Raw genomic sequence first — 16434 nt, forward strand, 5'->3', positions numbered from 1 at the left:
GAAATAGCCTATTTATTTGAAAAGTTAAAAGGCTAGTGATGTGATATATAACAAACACACGACTACACCACATCACTAGACAGTGATGAGTTATTTACAAAAGGGGGCTGTAAAAACTAGGGTGGCGTAAGTGTCATTATAAAAAAGAGGGGGTGTACGAAAGTGTCGCTAGCATAACATTTTAGGGGGAGGATTGCCAAATTTCGTAGAAAACGATATAAATTAATTTGATCATTAAAAGATTGTTTTATAAATTTATTTACCACTTTTAAATGGTTGATGTTTGAAGAGACGGATTACTTATTCAAAATAAGAGCAACTTGTGAATAGAAAATTAAGAAAAGTGTTGGTCTTTCTTTTTATATTATACGTTTTAATGAGTACGATTGATTTGGTTAGTCATATCATGAATACGTATGTAAGATTTGAAAAATTTGGACAGCAGCATTGTGCACTCATTCAAATGATGTCAAATCATAAACAGTGTGATCGATTAATTTCTTATCGATATCAAATGATTACATTTGAAGACTCCCATCATTATGCAAATGAATATTATGTTTCTATATATCAATTAAAATTTGATGCGATGCATCATTTAATCCAAAGAGTGAAAGAGGCTGAACATGATGGGGTGATATTTCAAAAAGATCAAAGTCATGAATATTTTTTTGCGCAAGCTCCCTCCAAGCGTGTTTGGCTTCTTCCTAATTTAAAAAAATATTGTTTGGGTTTAAGTGAACCCTGTCTTCGGAAAAGAATGGGTTCATCTGATAATTACATCAAGGAATACGGATCATATTTGGTATACGGTCAAGATCAATTATTTGAGAAAATAGATAAAGCTGAGAACCTGACCTGTAATCAAAGCTTAATTTTAAATAATGATGTTATTAATAAAAATTTTGAAAGGTTTCAATTATATATCCCTAGAAATACCGTAAAGACAACTTCTCTGATTTGCTATGATGAAGAAAGTAGTGTGGTTCGCTTAATTTCAAAAGTAACTACAGCTTCTCTGCGATAGATTGCGTATACATAAAAAAAGAGCCGTAAGGCTCTTTTTTAGCATTTTGTTTAGAGACGATCTTCATCCAGTAATAACTGTGCTTCACGAAGGTTTAGTGTACCTTCATAAATCGCACGGCCTGTGATCGCACCTAAAATGCCTTTTTGGCCTTTTAAATTACGCACATCATCGAGGTTGGTTACACCGCCTGAAGCGATCACCGGTAAGCCAGAATATTGCGCTAGGTTCACGGTTTGCTCTACGTTGACCCCTTGCATCATGCCATCACGTGCAATATCGGTGTAAACGATGCTAGATACACCAGCATCTGCAAAACGTTTTGCTAAATCAGTGGCTTTTACATCGGTGACATTTGCCCAACCATCAGTTGCGACCATGCCATTGATTGCATCAATGCCCACAATGATATGACCTGCAAAGCGTTTACATGCTTCTTCAACAAACTCAGGCTCTTTCACTGCTTTTGTCCCAATAATGACAAAAGTTACGCCCGCATCAAGATAGTGTTCAATGGTTTCAAGTGAACGAATACCACCACCGATTTGAATCGGGAGTTCAGGTTGTGCACGCGCAATCGCTTCGACAACTGGTTTATGAATCGGTGTACCTGCGAAAGCACCATTTAAATCAACTAAGTGTAATCGACGTGCACCTTCATTGACCCAGTGCTGTGCTGTTGCGACAGGATCATCAGAGAAAACGGTATCGTCTTCCATACGACCTTGTTTTAAACGAACACATTTGCCATCTTTCAGGTCAATTGCAGGGATGATTAGCATGCTTTCGCTCCTTGCGTCATCATGGAGTTTAAATTGGCTACATATTAGCAAAGTATTGTTCAATCGCTAAGCTTTGGATGTTAGACGACTGCATCTTTCTTTAGAATTTGTGTTCATAAAAAAGCCAAGCATCATAGCTTGGCCGATTGATCTAGCGAGAAGGAATATTATTCAGCATCGTATTGTTGATATTCCATTTGAATTTGTTGGCTTCTTTCTATGTAGTCTTGATACGCTGGAATTGCATTTGCAGCCAAACCGAAAACCAACAGGAGAGGAATCAAAATAATATAAATCCAACCCAATACTTTTTCCCATCCAGCCGTACTTCGACTCGGGCCATAAAGATTTTCACCTTCGGTTCCTTTAGCACAGAATAAATAGATTAAAAAAATCAGGTTCAGCAACGGGACAACTATCAACAATGACAGCCAGCCTGTTTGATTGCGATCATGCAAACGACGAATGGTAAAAACAAAAGAAAAATAGAGAAATCCAATATAGAGAATGATGAATAATAAAATCGCAATAAATGGAAAATCTGAGAACTCAGAGCCATTGCCGCTGAATAGACTTGCAATAAATGCAAGAATAAAAATAACAATACAGAAGACGATTGCGCTCAAAAAGGACCAAGCGGCATACGCGAGTCGGCCAAAACGACCTTTCGGGCTTAGCGGTTTATCTATGGTTTGGATAGGTGAATTCATTTTTATTCCTATTTAAGTGTTTTTATACAATTGTTAAAATGGAGTGATCTGTATAGATGCGAATAATAAAGAAAATAATATGAGAATTACAGAATATTTTTATAAAAGCAGATCAAATGAATACATTTGATCTGCTATGGTTTTTTAATTAGATTTTCCATTCCACAAAGTTTTTCAATAACTGCAAACCAGCGGTATGGCTTTTTTCAGGGTGGAATTGAGTGGCAAATAAATTATCTTTGTGAATCGCAGTACAGAAATTCACACCATAATCACAAGTTGCCGCGATCACAGACGAGTCATTTGGTTCAACATAATAACTATGGACAAAATAAAAACGCGCATCTTGTTCGATGTTGTTCCACATCGGATGGTTTGGGTCAAGTTGATGTACTTGATTCCAACCCATGTGAGGAACTTTTAAATTTGGCATTTCTGGAAAATGCTTCACCACACCATCAAAAATTCCAAGTGCATCCACACCCCCATTTTCTTCTGATGTTTGCAATAAGGCTTGCATGCCTACACAGATCGCTAGAACAGGTTTGTTAAAAGCAGCCTGACGGACCACTTCATCAATTCCAGCTTCGTGCATGCCTTGCATACAGTCACGCATTGCGCCTACACCTGGAAATACGATTTTATCTGCTTTCGCAACTAACTTAGGATCATTAGTGACATCAACAGTTGCACCGACATGTTCGAGTGCTTTCGCAGCAGAGTGTAAATTGCCCATGCCATAGTCAAGTAAAGCAATACGAGTCATTACAAACTACCTTTGGTTGACGCAATCGTATTTTCTGCACGAGGATCTACTTCACATGCCATACGTAACGCACGTGCCAATGCTTTAAACACGCTTTCAATTTGGTGGTGGCTGTTTTTACCTTTCAGGTTATCAATATGCAAGGTCATCAGTGCGTGATTGACAAAACCTTGGAAAAATTCTGAAAATAAATCGACATCGAATGTTCCGATACGTGCGCGAGTAAATGGAATATCCATAAACAAACCAGGGCGACCAGAAAGATCAACCACAACACGAGATAAGGCTTCATCTAAAGGTGCATAAAAATGACCGTAGCGTTTTAAACCTTTTTTATCGCCTAAAGCTTGAGCAAAGGCTTGTCCCAAGGTGATTCCACAATCTTCAACAGTATGGTGATCATCGATTTCTAAGTCGCCATCGCAATGAATATCGATATCAAATAGACCATGGCGCTTGATTTGATCAATCATATGGTCTAAAAATGGAACTCCAGTGTTGAGTGTGCCTTGACCAGTACCATCGAGATTGAGACGAACTCGAATTTTTGTTTCGTTGGTATTTCTTACCACTTCACTGATACGTTGCGTCATGGACACGTTCCTCAAAAAACGTCAAAAATGATTGAATTAAAAACCAATAGTTTCGCTGTGACGAAAAAGTGACAGCATCATAGTTTGCTCAGGAGGGTTAATCAATGCCTATTAGCGTACATGCTTACAGTTCACTAGAAAATCTAGGAATTCGCACCCAGCTAGAGCGACTTTATGACACCAGCCCAGAGTTTGGTGATGGGCAAGATGCAATGGAGCAACTTGAACAAAATCTACAGCAATATACCACAGTTTATACCGCTGAATTTAACAGCAAAATTATAGGTGCAATTTGGGTGACAGGACAAGGTGAAAGCCGTGTTTTGGAATATGTGGTGGTGCATCCTGCAAATCGTGGTCGTGGTGTGGCAGAACGCCTTGTGGAAGAGGTGTGTCGTATAGAGGAAGAACAAGGGGTGAAATTGTTTGAACCAGGGTGTGGTGCAATCCATCGTTGCTTATCGCATATTGGCAAAATTTAAATTGCTTGGATAATGGGTTGCAGTAAAATTAAGCGCTCAATCGAAAAATCCATAAATATACTTGACGGATTTTGACAAACATTGTTTAATACGCCCACTTTGGCGCGATAGCTCAGTCGGTAGAGCAACGGATTGAAAATCCGTGTGTCCCCAGTTCGATCCTGGGTCACGCCACCATAGATTCAAATTTCAATCCCTGATCCCATCAGGGATTTTTTTTGCCTAGTGCTTGTCTGAAAAATAAGCATTTAAATCAAAAGCTCATGATATTGATTGACTATTTTGGCTAGATACGGCTTAATACACGCCATTGGCGCGATAGCTCAGTCGGTAGAGCAACGGATTGAAAATCCGTGTGTCCCCAGTTCGATCCTGGGTCACGCCACCATATTCAAAAAGTCTCAAACAAAAGTTTGGGGCTTTTTTATTGCTTTGACTGAATTAGAAAAATGATTTTTAACCCTTTGATTAATTTATTTTGTTGATTAATCATATATCTTTGAGCTAATCTTCGGCTTGTATTTCGCTGGGTATGCTTATGTGAAACGATGTGAACTCAAAAAATAATAAGCGTGCGGAATTAAAAACTTGAGTACAACAACTCAAACAAACAAAACTTTTAATTAGATAAAATGATAAAGGTCTTAGTATGTTATCCAAAATCAAATTAGCGACTGCTGCATTATTATTGGGTGCTTTAACGGCATGTGGAGGAGGAGATGGTGATGATTTTAACTCTTCTTTCTCTAAAACCATTACTAAAAATGGGGTGACCTATGTTTGTAAATCGCAGTCTGCTGCCAATGCGTGTGAAAATAATAACGATTGTACCGCCTGTGAGACTTCAACACCGGGTGTAGTAATTACTGCGCAGTGTGTTACAGGAGCTGGCACAGTCAAAGCGACTGAAAATGGATGTATTGCAACCATTGGTAACGGGCAACAAACCAGTGTCTGTTCAGGAACTGCATTGAAAATGCTAACAGGTACAGGTCATACTAAACAGAAAGTAATTGCTGAAGGCGCAACATTTAGTGCGGGTAGCGTCGTATTAAATGGCATTAAAGTAAGCTGTAGCTAACTTACTCATTAAATATATTGATGAAAATTAAAGGTGATGCGTTCACCTTTAATTTTGGGGTCCATCATGGAAAAGTATTTATATATTTTGTTCTTAGTCATTGGCTTTGGTCTAGGGTATCTAGTGGCTGATTTTAAGCAAATCGTACCTTCATCTGCGCCACTCGATAAACATGCAAAGAGTCCATCGATGGTCGTTAACGATTTACAAGCAATCGTCGCTTCAGTGCCATCACCGATAACCAACAGCGCAACATCATCAATCAAGACCTTGTCAGAGCAACAACGTGAACAAGTGTCTAAAATTATTGAAAATGCATCTGAACAGCAAATCGATGAATATTTAAATAAAGCTTTTCCTAAACAGGATTTCACTGCGATCCAAAATAAAAAATTGTTTGCTCAGCGTGCTTTAGAAGAATTGAGTTCGCATAATGATCAACAGACTTTATCTGGTCGTTTAGTGTTAGGACGTACCCCTGTGATGCCGCAAATCTCTGAGGATTTGAGTCAGATCCATTCAAATCAGAGTGTTTTTGCGCATTTTGATACCTTGGGTAAGTTTCCTGCAGATGAGCAAATATTTATTCGTTGGTTAAACCGTGACACTGGCGAAGTGTTGATGTTTACGCCACGAAAGATTACCCAAGATGTTTCCCAGAACTGGGTAAGTGCTGCGCCTCCAACTGGATGGCAAATAGGTACTTATGATGTCAAGGTTTATCAAATGCATGATCAACTTAAGCCGATTGCTCAAGCAAGTTATCGGATTGTTGAGATTTTATAAGCGTGTATCTGTGTATAGATGCAGTAAACGCTAAGTTTGTTGGTTTTGTTGATGATTTCGATGGTGAATGCTATCGAATAACGCTAAATACAAAAGAAGTCGCTATGTAGCGACTTCTTTATTGTAGAGGTTGTTTTTAAGCTGATTTAGCGACTTGAGAAGCGTTGAGCATATGACCTGTTTCTTCGAAGTTGGCATGCCATGACAGCGCTTCACGTAAAATATGAGGCGTATGCCCACCACGCTCACAAGCACGATCAAAATAGTCATTCAATGCTGCTTGATACAGTGGATGTACGCAATTATCGATAATCACGCGTGCACGTTCACGTGGTGCTAAGCCTCGCAAGTCTGCCAATCCTTGCTCGGTCACTAAAATATCCACATCATGTTCACAATGATCGACGTGGCTTGCCATAGGGACAATTGACGAAATATCACCGCCTTTGGCAATCGATTTAGTTACGAAAATAGCCAAGTGTGCATTACGTGCAAAATCACCTGAACCGCCAATTCCATTCATCATTTTTGTGCCGCAAACGTGTGTTGAGTTTACGTTTCCATAAATATCAAACTCAAGTGCAGTATTGATCCCAATAATGCCTAAACGTCGTACGATTTCTGGATGGTTTGAGATTTCTTGGGGGCGCAATACCAACTTGTCTTTGTATTGGTCCAAATGACCAAAAACACGTTCACCGCATTTTGCTGAAAGCGTAATCGAGCTGCCTGAAGCAAACTTGATTTTCCCTGCATCAATGAGTTCAAAAGTACAGTCTTGAAGTACTTCTGAGTACATGACTAAATCTTCAAATGGAGAGTCTTTTAGACCCGTTAGCACAGCGTTGGCAATTGAACCAATGCCAGCTTGTAACGGGCCTAAATTTTTAGCCAAACGACCCGCTTCAACCTCTTTTTCAAAGAATGAAATTAGGTGATTGGCAATCGCCTGCGTTTCTACATCTGGTGCGGTCACTGTGGATGGAGAGTCCGCCGTATCATTGAAAACAATTCCTACAATTTTAGCGGGATCAATCGGGATTGCTGTAGAGCCAATACGATCATCGACTTGGGTTAGCGGTACTGGTGTACGCGTTGGACGATAGGTTGGAATATAAATATCGTGTAAGCCTTCAAAGTTCTCACTTAATGAGGTATTGATTTCGACAATTACTTTTTCAGCAAAAATCGCAAAACTTGCCGAATTACCCACAGACGTGGTTGGAACGATATGCCCCTGTTCAGTAATCGCAACTGCTTCGATGATGGCAATATCTGGGCGTTTAAGCTGTTGATTACGCATTTGTTCAACAGTTTCAGACAAATGCTGGTCGACAAACATGACTTCACCATGATTGATGGCACGACGTAATGTACTATCCACTTGGAAAGGCATACGACGCGCCAATACACCTGCTTCAGTCAACTGCTTGTCTAAATCGTTGCCTAAACTTGCACCGGTAATTAATGTGATTTTTAACGGATTTTTTTTGGCACGATTGACCAGTGCTTGTGGAACGGCTTTTGCTTCACCTGCACGCGTGAAACCGCTCATGCCAACTGTCATATCATTTTCAATAAAGTTGGAAGCCTCATCAGCACTCATAACTTTGTTATGTAGGCTGTGAAGGCGAATGCGACTTAGTGACATCATCCATTCTCAATGTTGCTTTTTATCAGCAATGGATTTTAGACCTAAAATGTGAAAAGTGTATTGAATTTAGGCTAAGGTCTAAGGTGAATAACAATATATTTGATCAGAAATTGTCTGATTAAAAGTGCCCCGTTAGTGTTTGTCTAATTTTATCAATGGTATTACTTTGTGGTTCATCTGATTCAGGTGATGGGATCGGTAATGAAATGACCACTTCTAAACCACCTTGTTCACGGTTACGAATATTGATCTGACCTTGATGAATATCCACAATTCGCTTCACGATTGCCAATCCCAGTCCACTGCCTTGGATTGTTCGTGCCGAATTACCACGAACGAAAGGTTGCATCAGTTCTTCAACTTGATCTGGTGGAATACCCTCACCATGATCCGCAACAGTAATCAGAATATGGTCATCGACATGGCTTGCTGAGAGTTCAATTGGTTCTGAGCCATAGCGTTTAGCGTTATTCAATAAATTTGCAATCAATCGTTTTAGTGACAAGCTGCGTGCTGGAATAATCGGCAACTCTTGCATCTCGAATTGGATATCGAGTGGCTGGAATTGCACCACTAGTTCTTGCAATAAAGTATTGATATTGGTGTCGCTGAGTTCTTCATCTGAACCATCACGCATATACGAGATGAATTGATTTAGGATCGCATCCATATCGTCAACATCGTATACCAAACCTTCACGCAGGAATTCATCAGGTAGCATTTCTGCAGTGAGGCGAATACGTGTCAGTGGTGTACGTAAGTCATGCGAGATACCTGCTAACATGATTTGGCGATCACGCTCGGTCTGCTCAAGCGTATACACCATATGATTAAAAGCTTGATTGACCTGGCGAATCTCAAGTGGGCCGTGATTAGTATCGAGATAGGGTGCTTTTCCTGTTTTACTATAATTATTAGCTGCGTTCTGTAATCGACGTAATGGACGATTCATCTGACGAACCAAAATTAGGATAATAATCGAAGAGAGAATTGGCACACCAAATAACCATGTTGCGATGAGTTCAACACTGTAGTTGGCATAGGTTTTTAATGGCTCACGAACCCAGTTGCCATTCATTTCTGGGGTTTGAATCCAGATTCTTGGAATCGGTTTGAATTTAAAATAGACGGTAACGTCATCGACACCTAATTCTTTGGCAAGTTTTTCCTCAATTTGGTTGGTGAATAACTCGGCTAAAAACTTATCTTCGACCTTTGGAAATTCTTTGGGATCTGTAATGTATTCAATGCCAATCCGATTTTTAAGCCATGTATCTACATCGACTTCGGTGTCACGATGCAAAATACGAATATCAGGATTGTTAACGAGCTCAAGTTCAATCGCGAGATAGCGTGCATGTTGTTGTAATTCAGGCAAATATAGAGTACGCCAAAAGAACCATAGCGACATAAAAAGACTGAAAAAAACCATGAATAAGACTAGTATCGTAGTACGCATGGCTGCGGAACGCGGTTTGATCTTATCTAAAAAGCGTTCCCATTTGGTTCGTGGCCGTTCTGAATAGGCCACGAAATCAGTAAACTCTTGTGGGTCAATAGGTTCAAGTTTCAACGTCTAAATTTCCTGAACTTATTCAGCACCATCTGGAACAAATACATAACCTACACCCCAAACGGTTTGGATGTAGCGAGCACGAGCAGGGTTGTCTTCAATTAAGCGGCGTAAGCGAGAAACCTGAACGTCAATTGAACGTTCCATGGCACCCCATTCACGACCACGAGCTAAGTTCATCAACTTATCACGGGTTAAAGGTTCACGTGGATGTTGAACCAATGCTTTCAATACTGCGAATTCACCAGTGGTTAAGGTCACGACTTGACCTTCACGCGTTAAAGTACGGGTAGAAAGATCGAGTGCCCAAGGGCCAAAGCTGACCACTTCAACCTGTTGACTTGGTGCACCTGGTACTTCACGTACTTGTCGGCGTAATACCGCACGGATACGTGCAAGTAGCTCATTTGGATTAAATGGTTTTGGTAAATAATCATCTGCACCTGCTTCTAAGCCAGCAATACGATCAGAGTCGCTACCACGAGCTGTCAGCATGATGATTGGGGTATCAATATTGGATTGGCGTAAACGACGGCAAATACTGAGACCATCTTCAACAGGTAACATAAAATCAAGAACAATCAGCGAGAATAATTCGCGTTGTAGCAAACGATCCATTTGTGTTGCGTCATGGGCAGTTTTAACGACGAAACCTTTGTCTTCGAGGAAGCGTTGTAAAAGCGTACGCAAACGCACATCGTCATCGACCACTAAAATGCGTTCGACGCGGTCTGTTTCATGTTGAACAGTGTCCGTCGATTCGGCAGGTACAACTAAACTCATGCTGTGCTCCTTTATCGTTTATTGTCATCGTCTTTATGCAATGCTATAGAATATATTGATATTTCAATCATGAAGTATCCGTAGACTCATGAGTATACGACTCATTGCACAGATTTGACTATGTTATAAAGCAACAAATATTGCCAATAAAATCAAGAGAAAGATACCAAATATATACAGGTAAAATTATGACAATCAATCTATTTTTCAATAGATAGGCAAAAAAAGCACTGTATTTTAGAAACATTGGTGAATTAGCATAAACTGTAAGCTTTTCAAAAAAGAAAGGGGCTTGTGCACAATATTTTAAAAAAACAATAGTGGATTTTATGGTCATGGACTTTATAATCAGTGCTTTTAGACTTAACCCTTGTGGAATCAATCACGATGACTGACTTAGTTCAGCAGTTGGCAAATGAACTTGCCGTACGTCCAAACCAAGTAGAAGCTGCTATTCGTTTAATTGATGAAGGCGCCAGTGTTCCTTTTATCGCACGTTACCGTAAAGAGGTCACGCAAGGCTTAGACGATACTCAATTGCGTCAACTCGATACACGTCTAACGTATTTGCGTGATTTGTATGAACGTCGTGAAAAAGTGATTCAGTCTTTAACAGAACAAAATAAATTAAATGACGATCTATTGGCACGTGTTAATGCAGCTGAAACCAAGAATGCATTAGAAGAAATTTACGCACCATACCGTCCGAAACGTACCAGTAAATCATTCAAAGCAAAAGAAGCCGGTTTAGGTCCAATTGCTGAAAGAATTGCTGCAGAGGACATTGATCCAACCGAAGCGTTGGCTGGATTTAGTCATGAGGACTATCCAGATATTGAAAGTCAACTGGATGCCATTCAACATATCTTGATTGATGATTGGGCGCAGAATATTGCGTTGACCACTGAATTAAAACAAACCTTCGCTAAAACTGCCGTATTGAAAAGTGCAGTTGCTTCTGAAGAGAAGAAAGAAGTTGGCAAGAAATTCCGTGATTATTTTGAATTTTCAGAAAACTTGAACAAAGTGCCTTCACATCGTCTATTGGCAATGTTGCGTGGGCGTCAAGAAAATGTGTTGGGTTTAAAGGTTGATGGTGAAGATGATGCACCATTGGCTCGTATTGAAACTGAATATAATCTTGAACAAATTCAACCACAAAGTCGTCAAGATTATCTAAAGCAAACGGCAAAACTATTCTGGTTGGGCAAAGTTCGTCCTCAAATTGAACATTCATTATTGACTGAAAAACGTTTAGCTGCTGAAGCTGAAGCGATGGATGTGTTTGCAGAAAACTTACGTCATTTGTTGCTTTCTGCGCCAGCGGGTAGCCGTACGACATTGGGAGTTGATCCTGGTATTCGTACAGGTGTGAAGCTTGCAGTAGTGAATGACGCTGGTGATGTCCTTGCACACAGCACGATTTATCCTTTTGCGCCAAAAGAAGATAAGGAAGGTTCTATTACAGAACTTGCTCGTTTATGTCGAGAGTTCCACGTGGAACTTATTGCGATCGGCAATGGCACAGCGAGTCGTGAAACGGAGGCTATCGTCGCTGAAATGATGGCAGCCAACACTGATCTTAAATTGACACGTGTCACCGTAAGTGAAGCAGGTGCTTCTGTGTATTCCGCGAGTGAGTTAGCTGCACAAGAGCTTCCAGAGCTGGATGTCTCAATCCGTGGTGCGGTTTCAATTGCACGTCGTTTACAAGATCCATTGGCTGAACTAGTAAAAATTGATCCAAAATCAATCGGTGTTGGTCAGTATCAACATGATGTAAACCAAACAGGTCTAGCAAAAACATTGGATGCTGTGGTTGAAGACTGTGTGAATGCAGTCGGTGTTGATGTAAATACAGCATCACCAGCAATCTTGGCATATATTGCAGGTTTGAACAAAGCGATTGCACAACAAATCGTTGAATACCGTAAAGAACATGGTCGTTTTGATAATCGTCAAGCGTTGAAGAAAGTACCGCGTTTAGGTGAACGTACTTTTGAACAATCAGCAGGCTTCTTACGTGTTCAAAATGGTTCTGAACCATTAGATGCGTCAGCAGTCCACCCTGAAAGTTATGGTCTAGTCGAAAAAATCGTTGCAGCAAAAGCAACCACGGTAAAAGACATCATTGGCAATACTGAAATCATTCGTCAAGTGAAAGCGGATGAATTTGTTGATGACAAATTTGGTTTACCAACCATTCAAGATGTTTTAGCTGAATTGGAAAAACCAGGTCGTGATCCTCGTCCAGAATTCCGCACTGCGAAGTTCCGTGAAGACATTACTGAAGTTGCTCAACTCACTGAAGGAATGCAGCTTGAAGGCGTAGTGACCAATGTGACGAATTTCGGTGCATTCGTGGATGTGGGTGTACATCAAGATGGTTTAGTACATATCTCTGAGTTAGCGAATGAATTCGTTTCTGATCCACATAAAGTGGTGAAACCAGGTCAAATCGTGCAAGTCCGTGTGATGCAAGTGGATGTGGAACGTAATCGCGTCAACTTGAGTATGCGTGCCGAAGGTTCTGCACCTGCTAAAGCACCACGTCAGCAACGTGCACAACAGGATCGTCCTGAACGTTCAGAGCGTAAGCCCCAAGGTCAACGTCCGCCACGTAAAGATGGTGACTTTAAACGTCCGCAACATAACAAGCCAAAAACTGACAAGCCACAAGAGCAAAAAATTGGTGGTTTGGGTGCCTTGTTATTACAAGCAGGGATCAAAGGATCTAAGTAATTGAGAAGTTAAATAAAAGCCTCTTCGGAGGCTTTTATTTTAGATATGATAATTCTAATTTTTTGAATGTCAGTGATGACAATAAGCATAAAACACCCTAAAGGTTAAATAATGAAAAAAATCCTGCTTTTATTGGCGATTTCAAGTTTGAGCTTTACTGCTGTGGCTAAAGTCCCTTATACAGCAACCGCTGAATGTCGCTTTGATTATGATGATTTTGATTTTTGCTCAAAACATAGTATTGCTAAATATAAAACTGCATTGGCAAAACAGTCTCCGAACTATGATGCAACAAAAATTTTGCTCAATGTCGGGTCCCCTCGATATATGCGTTATGTAGTGATTGATACCCAAACTGGTGTGGTTTTTCCGTTACGTGATGCGATCTTAGGGTTTAAAGATGCAAGAGGTAGCTTAAATGGTGAACCTGCTTTGATTCAATTTTCGGTGGATCAGCCACAGTTATGTATTGAAGGCAGTGTCTATGCTTATCGAGATGCCTATGATAATGTCAAAGTATGCTACCTCATGGAAAAAGACTCGAGGCTCAAATATGGTCAACAGATGAGACGGGTTGATATTCCAGAATCATTAAAGTAATTACGATTTGAATCACCTCCTACGGGAGGCTTTTATCTGTGCTCAATAGGCGCTTTTAACTGGCGCAGTTGTTGCTCTCTTAATTCGAGTTGAGCAAGATTTTTTTCATGTGATGCCATTTTTAATGTTTGGATATCCAACAGGATGCTATCAATTAAGAGCTGATATTGTTGCGGGTCAAGTATTTGAGCGGCGAGCAATATACCATCTGTTTTGGTGTGATAATTTAGACTAATTTTGCGTAATAGATTTAATGCAAAAGGAGGACATAACAAGGCATCTAATAATAGCTGCATGATTTTAAGCCAAGAAAGCTGAAGTTTTTTCCTATTTACTATCACAAACAAGATTGAAAGGAGATTCAAGCTATAAATAATGACTAAGATGATTGCAAGAGCAAGATAGCCGGCTTTAAATGCAATGAAAAAGGGTAAAATTGCTAAGGTTAATACGAATGCGAAAATATTGACCCATTGCAGTGGTTTCAAGGATTGGCTGATATTTTTGAGATGGATAATATCATGGGGATGAATAGTGGGGTCAGGGTCTTTGATCTTCCATGCACATTTAAAAAGCAGTTGATGGGAAAACAATAGATTGGGAATGAATAAATATTTATGAAAGATATTCAGTTGTCGTGAAATCAATTGTGATTTAAAGGCAGATCCCAGCCCTTTTTGAATATTGAACTCATTATAAAAATAGAGATGAGCCGAATCATAAATATAGAACCCGGCTATCCCTATTATTAGTAGTATGTCGAAGGATAACGACATTTATGATTTATTTTTATTAAACAAAGAGCGGAGCCATGCACCTACGGCAATCGCACCCACAGCAATGAATTTCCATGCCGCTGCGAAAAATGCGGCAATCGCAGCCCAGAATCCTTTTTTGGTTGCAACGACTGCAGCACCACCTGCAATTAATGCAGCTAAGCCGTATTCAGCCACTTTATCACCTTCACGATATTCTGCATATTTCTCACCAAAATTATAATCAAAGCCCTTTAAGCTGGTTTTAAATGCATTAATATTTTGAGTCAAATGTTCTTCGTCAGATACTAATGTAGCACTGGTTACACCAGTACGACCTAAAATACGGATGGTGTAGTTAATAGCTTCATTATTATCTTCATCACGAATTTTAAGTGCCCACTCTAAACGTTTGGTTTGATTATCATAATGTGGTGGAACAGCCCAGCCAACAGTATATAGTTTGGGATAACCTAAACGTGCACGTTCTTTATTAGATGGTTCATCAGAAGCTTTAATTTGTTTTAATAAGGCATCGGCATCGATTTTCTCATCATCTTTTACATAACCAGATGGATCAAAATCAAAAGTTGCCCACCATGAATCATCTGTAGCAACTAAAATATTGGTACTGCCTGTGGTTAAATTTCCCGTGAGCTCTAAGAATTTATCGGCATTTTGGGGATCTAGAAATCCTTCATCTTTGAGGGTATTTAAAGTTGCCACGTTAGCAATATTTTCTTTTTGAGGTCCTAAATGCCAATCTAATTTTGCCATAGGATTTTCTACAGCATTTTGAACTGTGGCATTACTGGTTGCAGTTTCTTCTGTAGATGCTGATGCATACACATAACTTGGGATCGTTGTTGTCCCTAATACAGAAAGACTGAGCGCAATTGCATAGCTTAAAGGGATTAATTTTTTAGGATGCAAAGGATTTAACATATCATTCTCTCAATTTCTTTTGCTTTTGGTTTTATTACAATTTATTGAATAAATTATGTGCGGATTTTAAAATATTTTAAATAAAATTTAAATATGTTTAGATGATTATATTTTTTATTTTCTCTGCATTGCATTATATAAAATTGATTCCTGTTATTAATTTGTCAGTTCAAACTGGAAAATAAAGGCTTATTAATCCGTTTTTATTTAGCGGTCAAGGTTCATCTTTGGTTTGAATAAACAGCAATTTTATTCTATAAATCGTATCCTATTGCGTTAACCTGATTTGATGTGAAAATCCAAAGGAGGTCGTGATGTCACGTAGACCTCGAGAACAAGTCGATTACTTACACCTCGAAGAACTCGGTGGTTTAGAAATGTTGAAAGCCAGTTACTTTCAGCAGGAGTTCTCTCGGCATGTCCATGAAGGATTTTGTATTGGTGTGATTGAAGAGGGTGCACAACGGTTCTATCGCACAGGTGGCAACCATGTCGCACCACAAGGCGATATTATTTTAGTGAATGCCGATGAAGTGCATACCGGCTCGTCAGCTGTAGAAACTGGTTGGCGTTATCGGGCAATTTATCCGACACCAGAGATTTTCCATGAATTAACCCGTGATCTGACGACAGTACATGGTACAGCACCATGGTTTAGAGACGCCGTGTTGCATGACGAAGGTTTAGCACAGCAATTCCGATTTCTCTTTGATTTACTTGAACAACCGAATAATACCTTACTCAAACAAACCTTGTTCTTATCTACGATTGCTTGGTTGGTGTCAAAGTATAGTCAAACTAAACCACTTGCCACAGATTTGGGTAATACCAAACAGCGCATTTTAAATATTAAAGATTTAATGGCGAGTATGCCTGAGCAAGAGTTTTCACTCATCGAATTGGCGGAAATGGCAAATTTGAGTCAGTGGCATTTCTTACGTCAATTCAAAAAGCATATCGGACTCTCTCCGCATGCGTGGTTGATCCAAGCACGTTTACAGAAGTCACAAAAATTATTAAGACAAGGTTTGAATTTATCCGAGGTATCGCAGCAGTGTGGTTTCTCGGATCAAAGTCATTTTAGTCGACATTTCCGTCAAACTTTTGGAGTTACACCGGGCGGTTATATCGCTTACCTCAAATAAAAATAGCAAT

General features: G+C 39.7%; 16 protein-coding genes and 2 tRNA genes. 9 read left to right on the forward strand and 9 right to left on the reverse strand.

Annotation, left to right across the window (positions count from 1 at the left end):
* Window positions 1-406 precede the first annotated feature (406 nt).
* The gene (locus F2A31_RS01035; RefSeq protein WP_150024812.1) at window positions 407-1027 is read left to right on the forward strand and encodes a hypothetical protein; all 621 of its coding nucleotides are present in this window, start codon (window positions 407-409) and stop codon (window positions 1025-1027) included.
* A 50-nt stretch (window positions 1028-1077) separates the two neighbouring features.
* Here the strand turns inward: F2A31_RS01035 and hisA are convergent, their stop codons facing one another.
* The 4 genes from hisA to hisB all read right to left on the reverse strand — a co-directional run bounded on the left by hisA (window position 1078) and on the right by hisB (window position 3878).
* On the reverse strand, window positions 1078-1809 hold the full coding sequence (gene hisA, locus F2A31_RS01040) for a 1-(5-phosphoribosyl)-5-[(5-phosphoribosylamino)methylideneamino]imidazole-4-carboxamide isomerase (RefSeq protein ID WP_005087083.1): 732 nt from the start codon (window positions 1807-1809) through the stop codon (window positions 1078-1080).
* A 167-nt stretch (window positions 1810-1976) separates the two neighbouring features.
* A complete protein-coding gene (locus tag F2A31_RS01045; RefSeq protein WP_150024813.1) occupies window positions 1977-2519 on the reverse strand; it encodes a DUF805 domain-containing protein in 543 nt (180 codons plus the stop codon).
* A gap of 148 nt (window positions 2520-2667) precedes the next feature.
* Window positions 2668-3285: an imidazole glycerol phosphate synthase subunit HisH gene (gene hisH, locus F2A31_RS01050; RefSeq protein ID WP_150024814.1), complete on the reverse strand. Its 618-nt coding sequence runs from the start codon at window positions 3283-3285 to the stop codon at window positions 2668-2670.
* Window positions 3285-3878: an imidazoleglycerol-phosphate dehydratase HisB gene (hisB, locus tag F2A31_RS01055; RefSeq protein ID WP_002116767.1), complete on the reverse strand. Its 594-nt coding sequence runs from the start codon at window positions 3876-3878 to the stop codon at window positions 3285-3287. The genes hisH and hisB overlap by 1 nt, the downstream gene beginning before the upstream one ends.
* Window positions 3879-3982: 104 nt before the next feature.
* Between hisB and F2A31_RS01060 the strand changes: the two genes are divergently transcribed.
* The 5 genes from F2A31_RS01060 (at window position 3983) to F2A31_RS01080 (ending at window position 6227) form a co-directional block, all read left to right on the forward strand.
* Window positions 3983-4360, forward strand: coding sequence for a GNAT family N-acetyltransferase (locus F2A31_RS01060; protein WP_004641423.1), 378 nt, complete (start codon window positions 3983-3985; stop codon window positions 4358-4360).
* A gap of 101 nt (window positions 4361-4461) precedes the next feature.
* Window positions 4462-4537, forward strand: a tRNA-Phe gene (locus tag F2A31_RS01065).
* Window positions 4538-4672: 135 nt separating this feature from the next.
* Window positions 4673-4748, forward strand: a tRNA-Phe gene (locus tag F2A31_RS01070).
* A gap of 261 nt (window positions 4749-5009) precedes the next feature.
* The gene (locus F2A31_RS01075; protein ID WP_150024815.1) at window positions 5010-5441 is read left to right on the forward strand and encodes a hypothetical protein; all 432 of its coding nucleotides are present in this window, start codon (window positions 5010-5012) and stop codon (window positions 5439-5441) included.
* Between the two features lie 66 nt (window positions 5442-5507).
* Entirely contained in the window at window positions 5508-6227 is a 720-nt protein-coding gene (locus tag F2A31_RS01080; RefSeq protein WP_150024816.1) for a hypothetical protein, read from the forward strand.
* A 136-nt stretch (window positions 6228-6363) separates the two neighbouring features.
* Here the strand turns inward: F2A31_RS01080 and F2A31_RS01085 are convergent, their stop codons facing one another.
* The 3 genes from F2A31_RS01085 to ompR form a co-directional block, all read right to left on the reverse strand.
* Window positions 6364-7878, reverse strand: coding sequence for an acetyl-CoA hydrolase/transferase family protein (locus tag F2A31_RS01085; protein WP_150027604.1), 1515 nt, complete (start codon window positions 7876-7878; stop codon window positions 6364-6366).
* Between the two features lie 121 nt (window positions 7879-7999).
* On the reverse strand, window positions 8000-9454 hold the full coding sequence (locus tag F2A31_RS01090) for an ATP-binding protein (RefSeq protein WP_125502249.1): 1455 nt from the start codon (window positions 9452-9454) through the stop codon (window positions 8000-8002).
* Window positions 9455-9472: 18 nt separating this feature from the next.
* Window positions 9473-10237, reverse strand: coding sequence for an osmolarity response regulator transcription factor OmpR (gene ompR, locus F2A31_RS01095; RefSeq protein ID WP_125502247.1), 765 nt, complete (start codon window positions 10235-10237; stop codon window positions 9473-9475).
* Window positions 10238-10624: 387 nt separating this feature from the next.
* On the opposite strand from ompR, the gene F2A31_RS01100 reads away from it, so the two are divergent.
* On the forward strand, window positions 10625-12979 hold the full coding sequence (locus tag F2A31_RS01100; protein WP_150024817.1) for a Tex family protein: 2355 nt from the start codon (window positions 10625-10627) through the stop codon (window positions 12977-12979).
* A 111-nt stretch (window positions 12980-13090) separates the two neighbouring features.
* Complete coding sequence (locus F2A31_RS01105) at window positions 13091-13579, forward strand: hypothetical protein (protein ID WP_150024818.1); 489 nt, start codon at window positions 13091-13093, stop codon at window positions 13577-13579.
* Between the two features lie 32 nt (window positions 13580-13611).
* Here the strand turns inward: F2A31_RS01105 and F2A31_RS01110 are convergent, their stop codons facing one another.
* Together F2A31_RS01110 and F2A31_RS01115 are read right to left on the reverse strand one after the other, a co-directional pair.
* Window positions 13612-14355 (reverse strand): hypothetical protein, encoded by a 744-nt coding sequence (locus F2A31_RS01110; protein ID WP_150024819.1) that lies wholly within the window; start codon window positions 14353-14355, stop codon window positions 13612-13614.
* Window positions 14356-15279 carry a DUF2167 domain-containing protein gene (locus F2A31_RS01115; protein WP_150024820.1) on the reverse strand — a complete coding sequence of 308 codons (924 nt, stop codon included), beginning with the start codon at window positions 15277-15279 and terminating at the stop codon, window positions 14356-14358.
* Between the two features lie 314 nt (window positions 15280-15593).
* On the opposite strand from F2A31_RS01115, the gene F2A31_RS01120 reads away from it, so the two are divergent.
* Complete coding sequence (locus F2A31_RS01120) at window positions 15594-16424, forward strand: AraC family transcriptional regulator (RefSeq protein ID WP_150024821.1); 831 nt, start codon at window positions 15594-15596, stop codon at window positions 16422-16424.
* Window positions 16425-16434: the final 10 nt, after the last annotated feature.

Source organism: Acinetobacter suaedae (assembly GCF_008630915.1).
GTDB classification, from domain to species: domain Bacteria; phylum Pseudomonadota; class Gammaproteobacteria; order Pseudomonadales; family Moraxellaceae; genus Acinetobacter; species Acinetobacter suaedae.

Excerpts from the sequence above, each read along its gene's own strand:
- hisA (WP_005087083.1), bottom strand. The coding sequence starts at position 1,809 with ATGCTAATCATCCCTGCAATTGACCTGAAAGATGGCAAATGTGTTCGT.
- hisH (WP_150024814.1), bottom strand. The coding sequence starts at position 3,285 with ATGACTCGTATTGCTTTACTTGACTATGGCATGGGCAATTTACACTCT.
- F2A31_RS01110 (WP_150024819.1), bottom strand. The coding sequence starts at position 14,355 with ATGTCGTTATCCTTCGACATACTACTAATAATAGGGATAGCCGGGTTC.
- F2A31_RS01045 (WP_150024813.1), bottom strand. The coding sequence starts at position 2,519 with ATGAATTCACCTATCCAAACCATAGATAAACCGCTAAGCCCGAAAGGT.
- F2A31_RS01120 (WP_150024821.1), top strand. The coding sequence starts at position 15,594 with ATGTCACGTAGACCTCGAGAACAAGTCGATTACTTACACCTCGAAGAA.
- ompR (WP_125502247.1), bottom strand. The coding sequence starts at position 10,237 with ATGAGTTTAGTTGTACCTGCCGAATCGACGGACACTGTTCAACATGAA.
- F2A31_RS01105 (WP_150024818.1), top strand. The coding sequence starts at position 13,091 with ATGAAAAAAATCCTGCTTTTATTGGCGATTTCAAGTTTGAGCTTTACT.
- F2A31_RS01080 (WP_150024816.1), top strand. The coding sequence starts at position 5,508 with ATGGAAAAGTATTTATATATTTTGTTCTTAGTCATTGGCTTTGGTCTA.
- F2A31_RS01035 (WP_150024812.1), top strand. The coding sequence starts at position 407 with ATGAATACGTATGTAAGATTTGAAAAATTTGGACAGCAGCATTGTGCA.
- F2A31_RS01100 (WP_150024817.1), top strand. The coding sequence starts at position 10,625 with ATGACTGACTTAGTTCAGCAGTTGGCAAATGAACTTGCCGTACGTCCA.
- F2A31_RS01085 (WP_150027604.1), bottom strand. The coding sequence starts at position 7,878 with ATGTCACTAAGTCGCATTCGCCTTCACAGCCTACATAACAAAGTTATG.
- F2A31_RS01075 (WP_150024815.1), top strand. The coding sequence starts at position 5,010 with ATGTTATCCAAAATCAAATTAGCGACTGCTGCATTATTATTGGGTGCT.
- F2A31_RS01060 (WP_004641423.1), top strand. The coding sequence starts at position 3,983 with ATGCCTATTAGCGTACATGCTTACAGTTCACTAGAAAATCTAGGAATT.
- F2A31_RS01115 (WP_150024820.1), bottom strand. The coding sequence starts at position 15,279 with ATGTTAAATCCTTTGCATCCTAAAAAATTAATCCCTTTAAGCTATGCA.
- hisB (WP_002116767.1), bottom strand. The coding sequence starts at position 3,878 with ATGACGCAACGTATCAGTGAAGTGGTAAGAAATACCAACGAAACAAAA.